14 protein-coding genes and 1 pseudogene are annotated in these 17,653 nt (G+C 71.4%); 7 read left to right on the forward strand and 8 right to left on the reverse strand.

All coding sequences use genetic code 11. From position 1 onward, the window contains the following. Positions 1–2: 2 nt before the first annotated feature. From ABT004_RS20345 to ABT004_RS20355, 3 genes are read right to left on the reverse strand one after another with little or no spacing between them, the layout of a single operon-like run. Positions 3–776 (reverse strand): hypothetical protein, encoded by a 774-nt coding sequence (locus ABT004_RS20345; protein ID WP_351338660.1) that lies wholly within the window; start codon positions 774–776, stop codon positions 3–5. Beyond that, positions 773–2,209 carry an ABC-2 membrane transporter-related protein gene (locus ABT004_RS20350; protein WP_351338663.1) on the reverse strand — a complete coding sequence of 479 codons (1,437 nt, stop codon included), beginning with the start codon at positions 2,207–2,209 and terminating at the stop codon, positions 773–775. The genes ABT004_RS20345 and ABT004_RS20350 overlap by 4 nt, the downstream gene beginning before the upstream one ends. After that, positions 2,206–3,129: an ABC transporter ATP-binding protein gene (locus tag ABT004_RS20355; protein ID WP_351338665.1), complete on the reverse strand. Its 924-nt coding sequence runs from the start codon at positions 3,127–3,129 to the stop codon at positions 2,206–2,208. The genes ABT004_RS20350 and ABT004_RS20355 overlap by 4 nt, the downstream gene beginning before the upstream one ends. Positions 3,130–3,250: 121 nt before the next feature. Between ABT004_RS20355 and ABT004_RS20360 the strand changes: the two genes are divergently transcribed. Then, positions 3,251–4,411: a sensor histidine kinase gene (locus tag ABT004_RS20360; protein ID WP_351338667.1), complete on the forward strand. Its 1,161-nt coding sequence runs from the start codon at positions 3,251–3,253 to the stop codon at positions 4,409–4,411. Then, the gene (locus tag ABT004_RS20365) at positions 4,408–5,076 is read left to right on the forward strand and encodes a response regulator (RefSeq protein WP_351338669.1); all 669 of its coding nucleotides are present in this window, start codon (positions 4,408–4,410) and stop codon (positions 5,074–5,076) included. The genes ABT004_RS20360 and ABT004_RS20365 overlap by 4 nt, the downstream gene beginning before the upstream one ends. Before the next feature lie 74 nt (positions 5,077–5,150). Here ABT004_RS20365 and aspS read toward each other — a convergent pair whose 3' ends face one another. Next, the gene (aspS, locus tag ABT004_RS20370; RefSeq protein ID WP_351338672.1) at positions 5,151–6,917 is read right to left on the reverse strand and encodes an aspartate--tRNA ligase; all 1,767 of its coding nucleotides are present in this window, start codon (positions 6,915–6,917) and stop codon (positions 5,151–5,153) included. A 245-nt stretch (positions 6,918–7,162) separates the two neighbouring features. On the opposite strand from aspS, the gene ABT004_RS20375 reads away from it, so the two are divergent. Then, positions 7,163–9,337 (forward strand): ATP-binding SpoIIE family protein phosphatase, encoded by a 2,175-nt coding sequence (locus ABT004_RS20375; RefSeq protein WP_351338673.1) that lies wholly within the window; start codon positions 7,163–7,165, stop codon positions 9,335–9,337. Here ABT004_RS20375 and ABT004_RS20380 read toward each other — a convergent pair. The 3 genes from ABT004_RS20380 to ABT004_RS20390 all read right to left on the reverse strand — a co-directional run bounded on the left by ABT004_RS20380 (position 9,265) and on the right by ABT004_RS20390 (position 12,029). Beyond that, positions 9,265–10,365 carry an AI-2E family transporter gene (locus tag ABT004_RS20380; protein WP_351338676.1) on the reverse strand — a complete coding sequence of 367 codons (1,101 nt, stop codon included), beginning with the start codon at positions 10,363–10,365 and terminating at the stop codon, positions 9,265–9,267. The genes ABT004_RS20375 and ABT004_RS20380 overlap by 73 nt on opposite strands. Before the next feature lie 82 nt (positions 10,366–10,447). Then, complete coding sequence (locus tag ABT004_RS20385; RefSeq protein WP_351338678.1) at positions 10,448–11,413, reverse strand: pirin family protein; 966 nt, start codon at positions 11,411–11,413, stop codon at positions 10,448–10,450. A gap of 157 nt (positions 11,414–11,570) precedes the next feature. Next, positions 11,571–12,029: an SseB family protein gene (locus tag ABT004_RS20390; RefSeq protein ID WP_351338681.1), complete on the reverse strand. Its 459-nt coding sequence runs from the start codon at positions 12,027–12,029 to the stop codon at positions 11,571–11,573. Positions 12,030–12,228: 199 nt separating this feature from the next. On the opposite strand from ABT004_RS20390, the gene ABT004_RS20395 reads away from it, so the two are divergent. The 3 genes from ABT004_RS20395 to ABT004_RS20405 all read left to right on the forward strand — a co-directional run bounded on the left by ABT004_RS20395 (position 12,229) and on the right by ABT004_RS20405 (position 16,010). Beyond that, complete coding sequence (locus ABT004_RS20395; RefSeq protein WP_351338683.1) at positions 12,229–14,067, forward strand: acyl-CoA dehydrogenase; 1,839 nt, start codon at positions 12,229–12,231, stop codon at positions 14,065–14,067. 325 nt (positions 14,068–14,392) lie between these two features. Continuing rightward, on the forward strand, positions 14,393–15,691 hold the full coding sequence (locus ABT004_RS20400; RefSeq protein ID WP_351338685.1) for a M18 family aminopeptidase: 1,299 nt from the start codon (positions 14,393–14,395) through the stop codon (positions 15,689–15,691). Positions 15,692–15,785: 94 nt separating this feature from the next. Continuing rightward, complete coding sequence (locus tag ABT004_RS20405) at positions 15,786–16,010, forward strand: DUF6458 family protein (RefSeq protein ID WP_351338687.1); 225 nt, start codon at positions 15,786–15,788, stop codon at positions 16,008–16,010. A gap of 12 nt (positions 16,011–16,022) precedes the next feature. Here ABT004_RS20405 and ABT004_RS20410 read toward each other — a convergent pair whose 3' ends face one another. Further along, on the reverse strand, positions 16,023–16,421 hold the full coding sequence (locus ABT004_RS20410) for a cupin domain-containing protein (RefSeq protein WP_351338690.1): 399 nt from the start codon (positions 16,419–16,421) through the stop codon (positions 16,023–16,025). Between the two features lie 52 nt (positions 16,422–16,473). On the opposite strand from ABT004_RS20410, the pseudogene ABT004_RS20415 reads away from it, so the two are divergent. Next, positions 16,474–17,575: pseudogene (locus tag ABT004_RS20415) on the forward strand (DJ-1/PfpI family protein). The last annotated feature ends 78 nt before the right edge of the window (positions 17,576–17,653 follow it).

A 17,653-nucleotide genomic window follows, 5' to 3' on the forward strand; every position in this document is an offset into this window, starting at 1 on the left:
GATCACGCGTCCCGCCGCCGCAGCGCCACCCACCCGATGACCAGCGCCCCGCCCGCGTAGGCGGCGAGGACGGCGATGCCCGTCCAGGGGGCGAGCGGAGCCGTACCGGTTCCGTTCGTCGTCTGGACGGCGAGGCCCGCCGTCATCGGGGAGTACTTCTGGACCCGGTGCAGCACGTGCTCCGGCATCTGGATGATCAGCGTGGCGAGGTAGGGCCCGTACAGCAGCGCCATCACCGCCCCGACGGCCGCCGCCGCGTGCCGCACCACCAGCGCCGCCCCCACCGCGAGCAGCGCGACCAGCAGCAGGTAGACGACCGTGCCGAGCGCCGCCCGCCACAACGTGGGGGAGGACAGCGGGAGTTGGGGGAAGCCAGATCGTCCCGACAGGACCGTGCGGCCCGCCGCCAGGGAGCCGAGGGCGGCAGGGAGCGCGGCGGCCAGGACCGCCGCCACCGTCACCGCCGCCTTCGCCAGGAACACCGTGGTGCGCCGCGGGTTCGCCGCGAGGGTCGTGCGGATCATGCGCGGGTACTCGCAGGAGACCACGGCGATCGCGACGAGCGCGGCCGCCGTCTGCGCCAGGTAGACCCCGGACAGGGACAGCGCGGTCGGCGCGAGGACGCCCGACTGGCCCTTCCCCGCGCTCGCCGCGATCAGCGCGGTGAAGGCGACCATCGCCCCGGTCAGGGACACCACCGTCCACAACTGCCCTGGAACGGTGCGGAGTTTGGTCCACTCCCCGCGCACCGCACGCCCCGCTCCGACGGCCGTCATACGTCCCGCCCGGTCAGCCGCCACCGCGCCGCCCCCAGCACCACGGCCACGTACAGGCAGAGCACCCCGAAGCCCACCCACGGTGTGACGACGGTGTCGAGGAGCCGGCGGGTCTGCTGGACCGCGAGGCCCGCCGTGGGCGTGGCCCGGCCGACGAAGTCGCTGAACCCGATGGACGTGGACTGCGCGACGATCGGCAGCACCACGAACGTGACGATCATCAGGACCACGGCAGGCACGGCCCGCCGCAGCAGCGCCCCGACCCCCAGGCTCAGCACGGCGGCCAGTGCGAGGAACGCCGCGCTGCCGACGATCGCCCGGATCGTGGCCGGGTCGGTGAGGGAGAGATCCGGGAAGAGCGGCGGGGCGAAGCCGTTGTCGCGCAGGGCGGGGCGGGCGACGAGGAACTCCGCCACGCTCGCGACCAGGCCCACAACGAACACCGTCGCGCCGAGGACGAGCGCCTTCGCGGCGAGCACCCGGCCGCGCCGCGGACTCGCGGTGAACGTGGTGCGCAGGGTCCCGGTCTTGTACTCGGACGTGATGAACAGGACGCCGAGCGCGATCACCGCGATCGTCGCGATCTGGATGCCGTCGTCGAGGGCCATCTTGACCACGTCGGGCTGTCCGCCGAGCTGTCCGACGCCGCCCATGCCGAGTCCGCCCAGGTCACCGCTGCCGGTGACGGTGAAGGTGCCGTCGTGTGCGCGGAACGGCTTCGGGTCGGCGACGGGGTCGGCCATCTCCCCCTCCTTCACGGTCTGCGCGATGTCCGCCTGCCGCCAGCCGCCGGTACCGGTCGGTGCGGGGAAGGCGACGTGATCGAAGACGGCCCTGCCGAGGGTGGCCTCGGGGTGCATGCGCAGCTCGCCGGGGCCGGTGCGCTCCTCCTTGCCGTCCATGGGCGACGTGACGAAGAGGCCCGCCTCGGCCGTCCGGGGCAGCCCGGCGACAGTGAGCGTGCCGACCTTGTGCCAGGCCCGGCCGTCGGCGGACTCGTAGCCGGTGACCTTGTCCCCGGCCCGTACGAGCCGCAGCCAACGCGGGGCGTCCGCGCCGCCGGAGCCGGTCAGTTCGTGCTTCCCGTCGGTCATCATCCGCACGCCGTGCTCCGGCGTCACCATCAGGGCGGCGTACGAGGATCCGCTCGCGGTGCCGTCCTTCAGGAGCAGTCCCGCCTTCGCCCAGCCGGCACTGTTCTCCTGCGCGGCGACGCGCACCGTGAAGGTGCCGTCGCCCGCGGCCGTGCGGTGCACGAAGGACAAGGAGTCGTACTGCTTCGGGCCGCCGTAGCCGAACTGGCTGCCGCTCGCCGACGCGACGGTCAGCAGCAGGCTGAGGGCGAGCATCGCGATCAGCGCGAGGGGGGTGCTGCGGACGCTGCGCAGCTTGGTCCACTCGGCGCGCACGGCACGCACCATCGGCGACTTCACGACGCCTCCTGTGTAGTGAACTCCGTTGCCGTGCCGGTGAGTTCCATGTACGCCTCCTCCAACGTGGCGCGGTGCCGGGACAGTTCGGAGAACGCGATGTTGTGCGCGCCGAGCCGGGCGACGACCTCCTCGGCGGCCAGACCGGTGACGGTGAGCGAGTCGGGCCCGGTCACCGCGACGGTGGCGTCGCCGCCCGCGAGGACCGCCAGGGCCTCGGCGCGCCGCCCGGTCCGCAGGGCGACACGTTCGCCGGACGCCTCGTCGAGCAGCGCGTCGACGTCGGTGTCGGCGAGCAGCCGCCCCCTGCCGATCACGATGACGTGGTCCGCGGTGTCCTGCAGCTCGCTCATCAGGTGCGAGGAGACGAGGACCGTACGCCCTTCCGCTGCAAGGGACTTGAGGAAGCGCCTGATCCACTGGATGCCCTCGGGGTCGAGCCCGTTGACCGGCTCGTCGAGGATCAGCACGGGGGGATCACCGAGCAGCGCGGCCGCGATGCCGAGCCGCTGGCGCATCCCGAGGGAGAAGCCGCCCGCGCGTTTCTTCGCGGCGGAGGCGAGGCCGACCTGGTCGAGGACGAGGTCGACGCGGCGGCTCGGCAGCCCGTTGTAGTGAGCGAGCCACAGCAGATGGTCGCGGGCCCGGCGGCCCGGGTGCAGCGCCTCGCAGTCGAGCAGGGCGCCGACGGTGGACAGCGGGTCGGCGAGCCGCGTGTAGTCCTGCCCGCCGATGAGCGCGGTCCCACTGTCGGGCCGGTCGAGCCCGAGCATCATCCGCAGCGTCGTCGACTTCCCGGCACCGTTGGGCCCGACGAACCCGGTCACCCGCCCTGCCTCGACGGTGAAACCGAGCCCGTCCACGGCCGTGGTGGCCCCGTACCGCTTGCACAGCCCGCGAACCTCGATCGTCATATCGGTCATGCCAGTTGACGTTAGGGACCGGGCGGCGCAACGGCGTCCCGCCCGGCGGTGGTCTCCCGAGGGGCCCGCTCCCCCCGCAGGGGGACGCCCACCGCGCCCCGGCCCGCCGATAATGACCGGCATGACGGGGACCTGGACCACGGCACGGGCCTGGGCCCAGCGCGCGGCGGGCGCACGTGACCTGCCGCTGCTCGCGGCCGTGGTCCTGGCCGTGTCGGCCCTCGCCGAGGTCACCGGGCGGGGCCACGACCCGGAGCCCGAACTGCCCGGCCTGCTCGCCCTGGCGCTGGGCGCGACCGTCCCCCTCGCCTTCGTCCGGCCCCAGCTCCTGCTCACCGCCACGGCGCTCACCGCGGCCACGCTGCTCGCCCCTCTCACGTACGGGCAGACGCTGTACGCGGGCCTCCCGGCGCTCGCCGCCGCCCTGTACCTGGTGGGGCGGCGCGGTTCTGGCCGCACCGCCGTCCTGTTCGCCGTGCCCTTCACCGCGTACGCGCTCACGGACGACAGCGGCCCCTACGGCGTCGTCCTGCTCGCGGGCGCGGCGGCGGCGCTCACCGCGGGCGGTGCCCGGCGTTCGAAGGCCGAGGCGGCCCGCCGTTCCGCCGCCGACTGGGCGTACGCGGACACGGCCCTCGCCCATGCGGCGCTCGGCGAACGGGCCCGGATCGCAAGGGAGTTGCACGACATCGTGGCACACCACATCTCGACGATCTCGGTGCAGGCGGAGACGGCCAGATACACCACTCCCGGCCTGCCGCCGGAGGGCGCCGAGCGGCTCCTGGCGATCGGCGACACGGCCCGCCTCGCCCTCACCGAGATGCGCCGGCTGCTCGGCGTCCTGCGCGAGGACGCCCCCGCCGAACCCGCCGCGGCCGCGCCCCGCTCGCCGCAGCCGGGCCTCGACCAGCTCGTCACCCTCGTCGACGAGGCCCGCGCGGCGACCGGCACCGCCGTCCGCCTCATCGTCCGCGGCCGGGTGACCGCCCTCGACCCCGGCCTGGAACTCACGGCGTACCGCATCGTCCAGGAAGCCCTGACCAATGCCCGCCGGCACGCGCCCGGAGTCGCCGTGGACGTGGAACTGCACTACAGGGAGGACCAGTTGGCGATACGCGTACGGGACTGCGGCCCTGGCACGGGCCCCGGCGAGCCGGGCCACGGGCTGCTCGGCATGCGCGAACGCACCGCGATGGCGGGCGGCACCCTGCACGCGGGACCCGCCCCGGCCGGCGGCTTCCTCGTGGAGGCGTCCCTGCCGGTGGGGGGCCCGGCCCGGTGAGCGCCATCCGCATCGTCGTCGCCGACGACCAGGACGTCGTCCGGGCGGGCTTCGGCGCGCTCCTCGACAGCCAGGGCGACTTCACCGTGGTCGGCAGCGCGCCCGGCGGCGCCGACGCCGTCCGTGTCTGCCGCGAGACCCGCCCCGACCTCGCCCTGATGGACGTCCGCATGCCCGGCATGGACGGCATCGAGGCGACCCGCCGCATCACCCGCGACCTGCCCGCGACCCGCGTCGTGATGCTGACGACCTTCGACCTCGACGAGTACGTGTACGACGCGCTCGCCGCCGGCGCCAGCGGCTTCCTGCTCAAGGACATGCAGGCCGAGCGGCTCTTCGAGGCGGTGCGCGTGGTGGCCGCGGGCGAGGCGCTGCTCGCACCGACGGTCACCCGGCGGCTGATCGCCGAGTTCGCCCGCCTTCGCCCCCGGGCGTCGCCCCAACAGGCCCTCGCCATCGACGCGTTGACCCCGCGCGAGCGCGAGGTGCTGCGGCTGATCGCGGAGGGCCTGTCCAATCAGGAGATCTCGGCCCGCCTCGTCGTCGGCGGCGAGACCGTGAAGACCCACGTCAGCCGGATCCTCGCCAAGCTGGGCGTCCGCGACCGGGCGCAGGCGGTGGTGGCGGCGTACGAGTCGGGGCTCGTGGTGCCGCGCTCGGGCTGAGCCCCTGATCACCCCGTGAACGGGTGAGGGCCCGGGGTCGGTGACCCCGGGCCCTCAACTCAAGCGTGCGTCGGTTACTTCTTCTCGACCGGCTTGCGCAGCTGGATGTTGAGTTCGCGCAGGCGCGACTCGTCCAGCTCGGAGGGCGCGCCCATCATCAGGTCCTGCGCGTTGCCGTTCAGCGGGAACGAGATGGTCTCCCGGATGTTCGGCTCGTCGGCGAGGAGCATGACGATGCGGTCGACGCCCGGGGCGATCCCGCCGTGCGGCGGGGCGCCGAAGCGGAACGCGCGGAGCATGCCCGCGAACTCGGCCTCGACGGTCTCCGCGTCGTAGCCGGCGATCTCGAAGGCCTTGATCATGATGTCGGGCTCGTGGTTCCGGATCGCGCCGGAGGACAGCTCCGTGCCGTTGCAGACGATGTCGTACTGCCAGGCCAGGATGGACAGCGGGTCCTTCTCCTCCAGGTCCTGCATGCCGCCCTGGGGCATGGAGAACGGGTTGTGGGAGAAGTCGATCTTCCCGGTCTCCTCGTCCTTCTCGTACATCGGGAAGTCGACGATCCAGCAGAACCGGAAGACGCCCTCCTCGAAGTGGCCCGCGCGCTTGGCGGCCTCGACGCGGACCGCGCCCATGATCTTCGAAACCTCGTCGTACTCGCCCGCACCGAAGAACACGGCGTGGCCGGCCTTGAGGCCGAGGCGCTCGGTGAGGACCTTGACGTTCTCCTCGGTGAGGAACTTGGCGATCGGGCCCGCGAACGCGCCGTCCTCGCCGACGCGGATCCAGGCCAGGCCCTTCGCGCCCTGCTCGACCGCGTAGTCACCGAGGCCGTCGAAGAACTTGCGGGACTGCGATGCGGTGTCCGGGACGGGCAGCGCGCGCACGTGCTTGCCGGCGAAGGCCTTGAACTCCGAGCCGTCGAACACGTCGGTGATGTCGACGAGTTCGAGCTTGGCGCGCAGGTCCGGCTTGTCGTTGCCGTACTTCAGCATCGACTCGCGGAACGGGATGCGCGGGAACGGGGAGGTGACCTCGCGGCCGCCGCCGAACTCCGTGAAGATCTCCGTCATGAGCTTCTCGATCGGGCGGAAGACGTCTTCCTGCTCGACGAAGCTCATCTCGATGTCGAGCTGGTAGAACTCGCCCGGCGAGCGGTCCGCGCGCGCGTCCTCGTCGCGGAAGCAGGGCGCGATCTGGAAGTAGCGGTCGAAGCCCGAGATCATCAGCAGCTGCTTGAACTGCTGCGGGGCCTGCGGCAGCGCGTAGAACTTGCCGGGGTTCAGGCGGGACGGGACGACGAAGTCGCGGGCGCCCTCGGGAGACGTCGCGGCGAGGATCGGCGTCGCCATCTCGTTGAAGCCGAGGTTGACCATCTTCGAGCGGATCGAGGCGATGACCTCGCTGCGCAGCATGATGTTGCGGTGCATGCGCTCGCGGCGCAGGTCCAGGAAGCGGTACTCCAGGCGGCGCTCCTCGCCCACGCCGTCGTCCTGGTTGATCTGGAACGGCAACTGCTGCGCCGCGCCGAGCACCTCGACCGCGGAGGCCTCGATCTCGACCTCGCCGGTGGGCAGCTCCGGGTTCACGTTGTCGGCGCCGCGGGAGACGACCTTGCCGTCGATGCGGACGACGGTCTCCTTGGTGAGCTTGTCGAGAACCTCGGCAGCTTCCGTACCCGGGCGGGCGACGAGCTGCGTGATGCCGTAGTGGTCGCGCAGATCGATGAAGAGGATGCCGCCCAGGTCTCGGCGATTGTGCAGCCAGCCGCTCAGCCGGACGTCGGACCCGACGTCAGAGGAGCGGAGCTCGCCGCAGGTGTGGGACCTGTACCGATGCATCGTCGTTCATCCAGCCTTTGCGCTTGGGTTTCCCCGGGAGACAACCGGGATCCCCCCAAGCGTACCGGCAGATCTTTTCAGCCCCGCCGGCGATTGAGGCGCTGTGCATTTCAAGCCCCTGCGGCGCTTGAGCAGCGGGGTCCGGGGCGGAGCCCCGTGACGTCGGCCCGGCTCCCGGAGCCACTCCCACCCCCGTCGGCAGCCTCTGGTGGCCGGGAGCGATCAACTCTTCCTAGAGTGGGGCAATGCGCACTGGTGAGCCCCTCCCGCCCGTGGGAGACGTCCTCGCCGCTCTCGCGACCGGCCTGTGGCGATGGGACAACCGGGCGGGGCTCGTCACCTTCGACGCCGAGGCCGCCCGGCTGCTCGGCCTGCCCCCCGCCCCCGACGGCGGACAGGTCACCTTGACGGAGTCGGCCGTCCGCTCCCGTTTCCACCCGGTCGACTGGAACGAGATCGACGGGATCGTGCAGCTCGCCGTCGCCGAGGGCACCCTCGCCGAGGCCCGGCTGCGCATCATGGACGGCCAGGGCCATGTGCTGCGCACCGTACGCAGCCGCTCCAGGCCGATCGTGCACGGTGACTCCGCGGACTTCACAGGCTCGTACGAGCTGATCGGCACGCTCCAGGAGGTCACGGAGCCGGGGCCGGAGGCCGCTTCCCGCACCCCGGTGACCGGCGACTGGCGGCGCTCGCGCGAGGCCTTCCTGCTGGACGCGGGGCGCGCGCTCGCGGAGGCCGGTTCCACGGAAGAGGTGCTGCGGGTCGCCGCCGGGCTCTCGATGCCGGGGTTCTCGCCGGACGGCCTCGCCGTGTTCGGCGTCGCGGGCGACCGGCTCAACGTCATCGGGCACCACGGCCAGGCGGACGGCGAGGAGGACCCCTTCACCGATATGGACCTGGCGACGGACTACCCGGCCGCCGAGGTCGTCCGTACCGGCCGCGCGGTCTATCTGTCCTCGCCGGAGGCGTACCGCGGCCGCTACCCGGCGGCCTGGCCGCTGGCCGCCCGCTTCGAGCGCAAGTCGTGGGCGTTCCTGCCGCTGATCGTCGCGGGCCGCACCATCGGGGCGTGGATGGCGGGGTTCATGTACCCGGTGTCGTTCACGCCCGACGAGCGCTCGGTCCTCACCACGGTCGCGCGGATGCTGGCGCAGGCCCTGTCCAGGGCCGGGGTCGCCGAGTCGGAGCGCGAGCTCACCGACGGCCTGCAGAAGACGATGCTGCCCTCGCTCGGCCCGGAGATCCCCGGCATGAGCATCGCCGCCCGCTACGTGCCGACCGGCGGCGGACTCCAGGTCGGCGGCGACTGGTACGACATGATCCCGCTGCCCGGCGGTGGCATAGCCCTGGTCATCGGCGACGTACAGGGCCATGACGTGCGCGCGGCGGGCCTGATGGGCCAGCTCCGCGTCGCCCTGCGCGCGTACGCCTCCGAGGGGCACGGGCCCGATGCCGTGCTCTCCCGCGCCTCCCGCTTCCTGCACGGCATCGGCGACACCGACGAACCGGGCGCGGACCCGCGCTTCGCGACCTGTCTGTACGTGCAGGCCGACCCGGCCACCGGCATCCTCGAGATCGCCCGCGCCGGGCACCCGGACCCTGCGATCCGGATGACCGACGGCACGGTCCTCGTCCGCCCCACGGCCGGTGGCCTGCCGCTCGGGATCGACCCGGACGCGGACTATCCGACGACCCGGCTCGTCCTCGAGGCCGGGGAGACGCTCCTCCTCTGCACGGACGGCCTGATCGAGACGGGCGGGCACGACCTGGACACCGGCTGGTCGCGGATCCGCGCGGCCCTGGAGTCCGGCCCCGACGACCGTCTGGAGGAGCTGGCCGACACCCTGGTGCGGGCGGTGCACGGCCCGTCCTCGCACCACACCACGGGGCCGCTCGCGGACCGCCGTGAGGACGACATCGCGCTGTTGCTGCTGCGCCGCACCACCCAGTCGGCCGTCGGCACCGTGGCCCGGCGCACGGCGATGACCATCGCGCAGGCCGAGCCCGAGCGGATCGCGGCCGCCCGCCAGCAACTGCGGGAGCTGCTGCACGACTGGGCCGACACGGACCAGATGGACTCGGCGGTGCTGCTCGTCTCCGAGATGGTCACCAACGTCCTGGTGCACACCGACGGTGACGCACTCCTGGTCGCCGAGATGACCCGGCACGGCGTCGAACCGCGCCGGCTGCGCGTGGAGGTCGCGGACGCCTCCGACGACCTGCCGCACAGGCGCCGCCCCGGTGAACTGGCCTCATCGGGGCGCGGGTTGGTGCTCATGGAGCTGCTCGCCGACCGCTGGGGCGTGGACCCGCGGGGCGAGGGCAAGAGCATCTGGTTCGAGCTCTACGAGCCTTCGGACACGGGTGGGGACGCGGCCGGCCCAGTTTCACGTGAAACCGAGTCAGAGGCTTCGTAGCGTCCGCGCAGTTCGCTGAGGATGCCGAACGCGGCGGCCGTCAGCGGCACCGCGAGCAGCATCCCGAGGATCCCGGCGACAGAGGCCCCCGCCGTGATCGCGAGCAGCACCGCCGCCGGGTGCATCTGCACCGTGCGGGACTGGATCATCGGCTGCAGTACATGCCCTTCGAGCACCTGCACCGCGAGCACCACGCCCAGCGCCCACAGGGCGATGACGAACCCCCGGTCGGCGAGCGCGACAAGGACGGCCACCGCCCCGGAGATGAAGGCGCCGAGGTACGGGATGTAGGCGCCGACGAACACCAGCGCCGCGAGGCCGACCGCGCCGGGCACCTGAAGGATGAGCAGCCCGACGCCGATGCAGGTCGCGTCGATGAGGGCGATGAGGGTGGTGCCGCGCATGAAACCGGAGATCGCGGCGAAGGCCCGGCGGGCGATGGCCTCCAGGGTCTCCCCGGCCGAGCCGGGCGCGGCCTGCCGCAGCGCTTCCCGGAAGCGCGGGACGTCACGCAGGAAGAAGAAGCAGAGCAGCAGCGCGAGCACCGCCATGGCGCCGACCTCCGCGGCCGCGCTGAGCCCGCTGATCACGCCGGACGCGGCGTTGCTGCCGTACTTCTTGATCAGGTCCTGGGCGCTGTCGGCGAGGTGGTCTAGGTCGAGCGCGCCGGTGCCGAACCGGTCGGAGAGGTCCTGCGCGGCCTGCTTGAGCGAGGTCACGATCTGGTCGCCGGTGTCGATGAGGGCCGCGACCACGATGTATCCGGCGCCGCCCACGACCACCAGGATCAGCGCGCAGGTGAGCCCGGAGGCGAGGGAGCGCTGCACCTTGGCGCGGCGCAGGGCGAGGTAGACGGGCCGCAGCAGCGCGGTGCCGAGCAGGGCGAGCAGCACCGGCACGACGGCCGTCCTGAGCTGGACGCACAGCACGATCCCGAGCCAGCCGACCCCGGCGGCGAGCAGGACGACGGCGCACCAGGCGGCGAGGCGGCGGGCGGGTTCGGGGAGGAGTGGCTTACCGGTCTGCACCCCGCCAGTTGATCATGCACGCGAACGCCCCGCCTTCCCGGCCGGTCTGGCCGGGTGACGGGGCGTCACGGCTGCTTGCGCATCACGTGTGCGGCAGGCGCTCCTTACTGGGGATGACGCCCAGGCGCCCGGCCTGGAAGTCGTCGAAGGCCTGCTGCAGTTCGGCCTTGTTGTTCATCACGAACGGGCCGTAGTGCGCCATGGGCTCACGGATCGGCTGCCCGCCCAGGATGACCACTTCGAGGTCGGGGGTGTTCGCGTCCTGCGACTCGTCGGCGCGCACGGTCAGGGACGAGCCCGCGCCGAACACGGCGGTCTGTCCCGTGTGCACGGGACGCCGGTCGGGGCCGACGGTGCCCTTGCCCGCGAGTACGTACACGAGCCCGTTGTAGTCCTCACGCCAGGGCAGCGTCGCCTCGGCGCCCGGGCGGACGGTGGCGTGCACCATCGTGATCGGGGTGTGCGTGATGCCGGGGCCGTCGTTGCCGTCCAGTTCACCGGCGATGACGCGGAGCAGCGCGCCGCCGTCGTCGGTGGTGAGCAGCTTGACCTGGCCGCCGCGGATGTCCTGGTAGCGGGGGCTCTTCATCTTGTCCTTGGCAGGCAGGTTGACCCACAGCTGGAGGCCGTGGAACAGACCGCCGCTCATGACGAGCGACTCCGGCGGCGTCTCGATGTGCAGCAGACCCGAGCCGGCCGTCATCCACTGGGTGTCGCCGTTGGTGATGGTGCCGCCACCGCCGTGCGAGTCCTGGTGGATGAAGGTGCCGTCGATGATGTACGTGACGGTCTCGAAGCCGCGGTGCGGGTGCCAGGGCGTGCCCTTGGGCTCCCCGGCCTCGTACTCCACCTCACCCATCTGGTCCATCATGATGAACGGGTCGAGGTGCTTGTAGTTGATCCCGGCGAACGCGCGGCGCACCGGGAATCCCTCCCCTTCGAAGCCGCTGGGCGCGGTCGTCACAGCGAGCACGGGGCGCGCCACGGCGTCCACCGGCGCGGCCACACGGGGCAGGGTCAGCGGGTTCTCGACGGTCACAGCGGGCATGGCGGCCTCCTCGGGGTGTGCGTCCAATTTAGTTGAACGATGAACATCCAGCAAGTCGCACCGTATTCCCGACCGCAGCGGGGCCGGGTACGGACACACAAAAGACCCGGACGCCGTGGGGCATCCGGGCCTGTACGGAACAAGGGGGGGCGAGCGGTTAGCCGTACATGCGGCGCATCGCGAAGCCGACCATCTCCTCGACCGCCTTCGCGTCGAAGACCATCCGGTGCTCGCCCTCCATGTCGAGGACGAAGCCGTACCCGGTGGGCAGCAGGTCGATCACCTCGGCGCCGGTGATGACGAAGTACTTGGACTCCTTGCCCGCGTACCTGCGCAGCTCCTTGAGCGTGCTGAACATCGGGATCACCGGCTGCTGCGTGTTGTGCAGCGCGAGGAAGCCCGGGTTGTCACCGCGCGGGCAGTAGACCTTCGACGAGGCGAAGATCTGCTGGAAGTCCTCGGCGGACATCGAGCCCGTGGTGAACGCGCGGACCGCGTCCGTGAGCGAGGGCGGCGACGGCTCCGGGTACAGCGGCGGAGCCTGCTGCCCGTACCCGCCCTGCGGCGGCGCGTACTGCTGCTGCCCGGCGCCCGGGCTCTGGTCGTAGCCGTACATGGAGGCAAGACTACCGACGCCCGAGGGGGCGGCGGGACGAGAGCGCCAGAGCGCCTAGTTCGTCACAGATGGACCACTGGGGGTTGATTCTTATTACCCGCGGGTAGCATTGTGTTGGTTACTAGTTGGTATGCGTACGAGGACGGTCCGGGCCAACCCGGGACGACCCGCCTCCCCGATCTTTTACGGAGCCGTCGCCATGGGGCATTACAAGTCGAATCTCCGCGACATCGAGTTCAACCTCTTCGAGGTACTCGATCGCGACAAGCTGTACGGCACCGGACCGTTCGCGGAGATGGACGTCGACACCGCCAAGAGCATCCTCGAAGAGGTCACCCGCCTCTCCGAGAACGACCTTGCGGAGTCCTTCGCGGACGCCGACCGGAACCCGCCGGTCTTCGACCCGGAGACCAACACGGCGCCGGTCCCGGCCTCCTTCAAGAAGTCCTACAAGGCGTTCATGGACGCCGAGTACTGGCGTCTCGGCCTGCCCGAGGAGATCGGCGGCACCACCGCCCCCCGCTCGCTCATCTGGGCCCACGCGGAGCTGATCCTGGGCGCCAACCCGGCGGTCTGGATGTACTCCTCCGGTCCCGCGTTCGCCGGCATCCTCTTCGAGGAGGGCAACGAGCAGCAGAAGAAGGCCGCCGAGATCGCCGTCGACAAGCAGTGGGGCTCGACGATGGTGCTGACCGAGCCGGACGCCGGTTCGGACGTCGGCGCCGGCCGCACCAAGGCCGTCGAGCAGGCGGACGGCTCCTGGCACATCGAGGGCGTGAAGCGGTTCATCACGTCCGGTGAGCACGACATGTCGGAGAACATCCTCCACTACGTCCTCGCCCGCCCCGAGGGCCACGGCCCCGGCACCAAGGGCCTCTCCCTCTTCCTCGTCCCGAAGTTCGAGTTCGACTGGGAGACCGGCGAGCTGGGCGAGCGCAACGGCGTCTACGCCACGAACGTCGAGCACAAGATGGGCCTCAAGGCCTCCAACACGTGCGAGATGACCTTCGGTGACCAGCACCCCGCCAAGGGCTGGCTGATCGGTGACAAGCACGACGGCATCCGCCAGATGTTCCGCATCATCGAGTTCGCCCGCATGATGGTCGGCACGAAGGCGATCTCCACGCTGTCGACGGGCTACCTCAACGCCCTCGAGTACGCCAAGGAGCGCGTCCAGGGCTCCGACCTGGCCCGCAGCACGGACAAGACCGCGCCGAAGGTCACCATCACGCACCACCCGGACGTGCGCCGCTCCCTGATGACGCAGAAGGCGTACGCGGAGGGCATGCGCACGCTCGTCCTCTACACGGCCTCCGTGCAGGACGCGATCCAGGTCAAGGAGGCCGCGGGCGAGGACGCCACGGCCGAGCACGCGTTCAACGACCTGCTGCTGCCGATCGTCAAGGGCTACGGCTCCGAGAAGGGCTACGAGCAGCTGGCCCAGTCGCTGCAGACCTTCGGCGGCTCCGGGTTCCTCCAGGAGTACCCGATCGAGCAGTACATCCGGGACTCGAAGATCGACACCCTCTACGAGGGCACGACCGCGATCCAGGGTCAGGACTTCTTCTTCCGGAAGATCGTCCGCAACCAGGGTGCCGCGCTGAACGCGCTCTCCGAGGAGATCAAGAAGTTCCTCGCCGTGGAGACCGGCGGCGAGGAACTGGCCGCGGCCCGCGAGACGCTCGCCAAGGCCGCCGGCGAGCTGGAGGCCATCGTCGGCCTCATGATCAACGACCTGGTCGCCACGGAGCAGGACGTGAAGTCCATCTACAAGGTGGGCCTCAACACGACCGGCCTGCTGATGGCTTCGGGCGACGTGGTCGTCGGCTACATGCTCCTCAAGGGCGCGGCCGTCGCGGCGGAGAAGCTGGCGGCGGGTGCCGCGGGCAAGGATGTGGCGTTCTACCAGGGCAAGATCGCTGCTGCGAAGTTCTTCGCGGCGAATGTCCTGCCGGGTGTCACCGGTGCGCGGAAGCTGGCGCAGACGACGAGCGAGTCGGGCGCGGACATCATGGACCTGGACGAGGCGTCCTTCTAGACCGTGTCGTGGTGAGGCCCGTCGTCCCTGTTGCGGGGCGGCGGGCCTTGCCGCATCTGCGCGTGCGGGGCGCGGCTTCGTCGACGGGCTGCGGTCCCGCTGTGGGTTTGCGCACCGCGCCCCTGAAAGGGGCGCGGGGAACTGCGCGAACCGGACCACGACGGGACCGCCGCCCGCCGGCGAACCCGCCCCCGCGAAGGACAGACGCGGATCTCAGGGGCGCGGGGAACTGCGCGAACCACAACGGGACCGCAGGCCGCCGGCGCTCACTGAAGGCAGGGCGACGGGGCGCGCCCCCCGGAGGAGCCTGGCCTACCCTTGCCGCATGCGCACCCCCTCCGCCCCCTTCGATCGTGGGCACACCGACGACCTGATGGCCTTCCTCGCGGCGAGCCCCACGCCGTACCACGCCGTGGCCAACGTGGCCGCACGCCTGGAGAAGGCGGGCTTCCAGCAGGTCGCGGAGACCGACGCCTGGGACGGGACGTCCGGAGGCCGGTTCGTCACGCGCGGCGGCGCCGTCATCGCCTGGTACGTGCCGGAGGGCGCGGCCGCCCACACGCCGTTCCGGATCGTCGGCGCACACACCGACTCCCCGAACCTGCGCGTGAAGCCGCAGCCCGACCTGGCGAGCAACGGCTGGCGGCAGGTCGCCGTGGAGATCTACGGCGGTCCGCTGCTCAACTCCTGGCTCGACCGCGACCTGGGCCTCGCGGGCCGCGTCTCGCTGCGCGACGGCACCGAGCGCCTGGTGAACGTCGACCGGGCCCTGCTGCGCGTCCCGCAGCTCGCCATCCACCTGGACCGATCGGTCACGTCGGACGGCCTGAAGCTGGACAAGCAGCGCCACATGCAGCCCATCTGGGGCCTGAGCGGCGACGTTCACGAGGGCGACCTGATGGCGTTCCTTGAGGACGAGAACGGGCTCGAGCGCGGCGCCATCACCGGCTGGGACCTCATGACGTACGCCATCGAGGCGCCCTCCTACCTGGGCCGCGACAAGGAACTGGTCGCCGGTCCCCGGATGGACAACCTGCTGTCCGTGCACGCCTGCACGGCCGCGCTCGCCGAGGCCGCCAAGCAGGAGGACCTCGCGTACATCCCCGTGCTCGCCGCGTTCGACCACGAGGAGAACGGTTCGCAGTCCGACACCGGGGCCGACGGCCCGCTGCTCGGGAACGTCCTGGAGCGTTCGGTGTTCGCGCGCGGAGGCAGCTACGAGGACCGGGCGCGTGCCTTCGCGGGAACGATCTGCCTCTCCTCCGACACCGGTCACGCCGTGCACCCCAACTACGGCGAGCGCCACGACCCGACGCACCACCCGCGGGCCAACGGCGGCCCGATCCTCAAGGTGAACGTCAACAACCGTTACGCGACGGACGGTTCGGGCCGGTCCGTGTTCGCGGCGGCGTGCGAACGGGCGGGCGTTCCGTTCCAGTCGTTCGTGTCGAACAACGCGATGCCCTGCGGCACGACGATCGGCCCGATCACCGCGGCCCGGCACGGCATCAAGACCGTCGACATCGGCACGGCGATCCTGTCGATGCACAGCGTCCGCGAACTGTGCGGCGCCGACGACCCGTACCTGCTGGCGAACGCGCTGACGGCGTTCCTGGAAGGCTGATCGGTTCGACCGCCAACAGCGGTGTGAGGACGAGGGGTTCGAGGGTACTCGGGCCCCTCACGCATTTCCGCACACACCGCAGGAGGCGAAGCTGATGAGCCTTGGAGGTTCCATCATCCTGGTCGCCGTCGGGGCGATCCTCGCGTTCGCGACCGACTGGCACATGCAGAGCGTCAACCTCGACCTGGTCGGCTGGATCCTCATGATCGTCGGCCTGATCGGGGTCTTCGTGTTCCGCAGCGTCGGACGGCGCAGGGGCCTGGTCCCACCGGCCGGTCGCACGACCGTCGTCGAGGACGAGCGGGACCGGCACATCTGAACCGTTGGACCGTCAGGCCGGGCCCAGACGATGCCCCGTCGTCGAGTCGACGTGGGCCGGCACCCGGTCGTGGGCGTCGCCCGTCGAGGAGGTGCCGGTCGGTTCCAGGAGGAGGATCGCGGTGCCGGGCGCCGCGCTGGGCTTGTGCCAGGTGCCGCGGGGAACGGTGAGGACGGAGCCGCGGGGGAGGACCACTTCGCGTTCGCCCTGCGTCTCGCGCAGGCCGATCGTGAGTTCGCCCTCGACGACGAGGAAGAACTCGTCGGTGTCCTCGTGGACGTGCCAGACGTGCTCGCCCTCGGCCTTCGCGAGGCGGACGTCGTAGTCGTTGAGCGTCGTGACGATCCGGGGGCTCCACAGGTCGTCGAAGGTGGTCAGGGCCTGGGTGAGGGACACCGGTGCGAGTTCCATGCCGTTCATCCTGGGGCCGCCGCCGCGCTCGTACAAGTGCTAGAAATCGCTCATGGCGCAAGGATCCTCGCACCTCGTTCAGCACGTCGTCGTCCTCGTCGACGAGGGCATCAACCGTTCGAAGTCGGCGTCGCCACCGAGGTGTTCGGGCTGCCACGGCCCGAACTCGGCGACCGGGCCCCGCTGTACACGCTGACGCTGTGCGCCCCCGGGCCCGGCATCCGGATGAACCACGGGTTCTTCACGATGGCGGGGGCGGCGGGCCTGGAGGCGGTCGACTCCGCCGACACCCTGATCGTGCCGGGCCGCCCCGACAACGTCGTGCCGCGCACCGAGGCCGTCCTTGAGGCCGTCCGGCGGGCCCATGCGCGCGGGGCGCGGATCGTCAGTTTCTGTACGGGGACGTTCGCGCTCGCCGAGGCGGGGCTGCTCGACGGGCGGCGGGCCACGACGCACTGGAAGTGGGCCGGGAAGTTCCGGGAGCTGCATCCGAAGGTGCTGCTCGAACCGGATGTGCTGTTCGTCGACGAGGGCGATGTACTGACCGCGGCGGGGAGTGCGGCCGCGCTCGACCTGGGCCTGCATCTCGTGCGGCTCGACCACGGTGCCGAGGTCGCCGCCTCCGTGTCCCGGCGGCTCGTCTTCGCCGCCCACCGGGACATGGGGTCTCCCCTGCTCGAACGAAGTTGAGAGCTTGGGGAAGGGCAGCGGCGTTCATCGAGCGGCCGGCGCCCGAGGTGCCGGACGCCTCGCTCGCGCCGGTGCTCGCCTGGGCCCGGGAGCGGCTCGACGAACCGCTCACCGTCCTCGCCCTGGCCGCCCGCGCCGCCGTCAGCCCGGCCACCCTGCACCGCCGCTTCCGCGCCGAGCTTGGCACGACGCCGCTGGCCTGGCTGCTCGGTGAGCGTGTGGCTCTCGCCTGCCGGATCATCGAGCGCGGCGAGGACCGGATCGACGTCGTCGCGGCGAGGAGCCGGCTCGGCAGCGCCGCCAATCTGCCGACGCACCTGAAGCGGGCGACGGGTCTGAGCCTGTCGGCGTACCGGAAGAGGTTAGGTCCAGTGGGCCACCGAGCAGGTCGAGACCGTACGGGAACGGGTTCCCTCCGTCACCCGCACGGTGCGTACGCGGGACCCCTCGGCGCAGACCCTTGACGTGCTGAAGGGTGGCGACGCCGACGGCCGTGGCAGCGGCCGTGGCGAGCACGAGGACACTTATGGCGGCAGGCATGG

The organism is Streptomyces sp. NPDC002790 (assembly GCF_040295505.1).
GTDB lineage: Bacteria > Actinomycetota > Actinomycetes > Streptomycetales > Streptomycetaceae > Streptomyces.

Bases quoted from the DNA above. Each gene is read 5' to 3' on its own strand.
- ABT004_RS20345 (WP_351338660.1), bottom strand. From the start codon at position 776: ATGACGGCCGTCGGAGCGGGGCGTGCGGTGCGCGGGGAGTGGACCAAA.
- ABT004_RS20355 (WP_351338665.1), bottom strand. From the start codon at position 3,129: ATGACCGATATGACGATCGAGGTTCGCGGGCTGTGCAAGCGGTACGGG.
- ABT004_RS20360 (WP_351338667.1), top strand. From the start codon at position 3,251: ATGACGGGGACCTGGACCACGGCACGGGCCTGGGCCCAGCGCGCGGCG.
- aspS (WP_351338672.1), bottom strand. From the start codon at position 6,917: ATGCATCGGTACAGGTCCCACACCTGCGGCGAGCTCCGCTCCTCTGAC.
- ABT004_RS20375 (WP_351338673.1), top strand. From the start codon at position 7,163: ATGCGCACTGGTGAGCCCCTCCCGCCCGTGGGAGACGTCCTCGCCGCT.
- ABT004_RS20385 (WP_351338678.1), bottom strand. From the start codon at position 11,413: ATGCCCGCTGTGACCGTCGAGAACCCGCTGACCCTGCCCCGTGTGGCC.
- ABT004_RS20390 (WP_351338681.1), bottom strand. From the start codon at position 12,029: ATGTACGGCTACGACCAGAGCCCGGGCGCCGGGCAGCAGCAGTACGCG.
- ABT004_RS20395 (WP_351338683.1), top strand. From the start codon at position 12,229: ATGGGGCATTACAAGTCGAATCTCCGCGACATCGAGTTCAACCTCTTC.
- ABT004_RS20400 (WP_351338685.1), top strand. From the start codon at position 14,393: ATGCGCACCCCCTCCGCCCCCTTCGATCGTGGGCACACCGACGACCTG.
- ABT004_RS20405 (WP_351338687.1), top strand. From the start codon at position 15,786: ATGAGCCTTGGAGGTTCCATCATCCTGGTCGCCGTCGGGGCGATCCTC.
- ABT004_RS20410 (WP_351338690.1), bottom strand. From the start codon at position 16,421: ATGGAACTCGCACCGGTGTCCCTCACCCAGGCCCTGACCACCTTCGAC.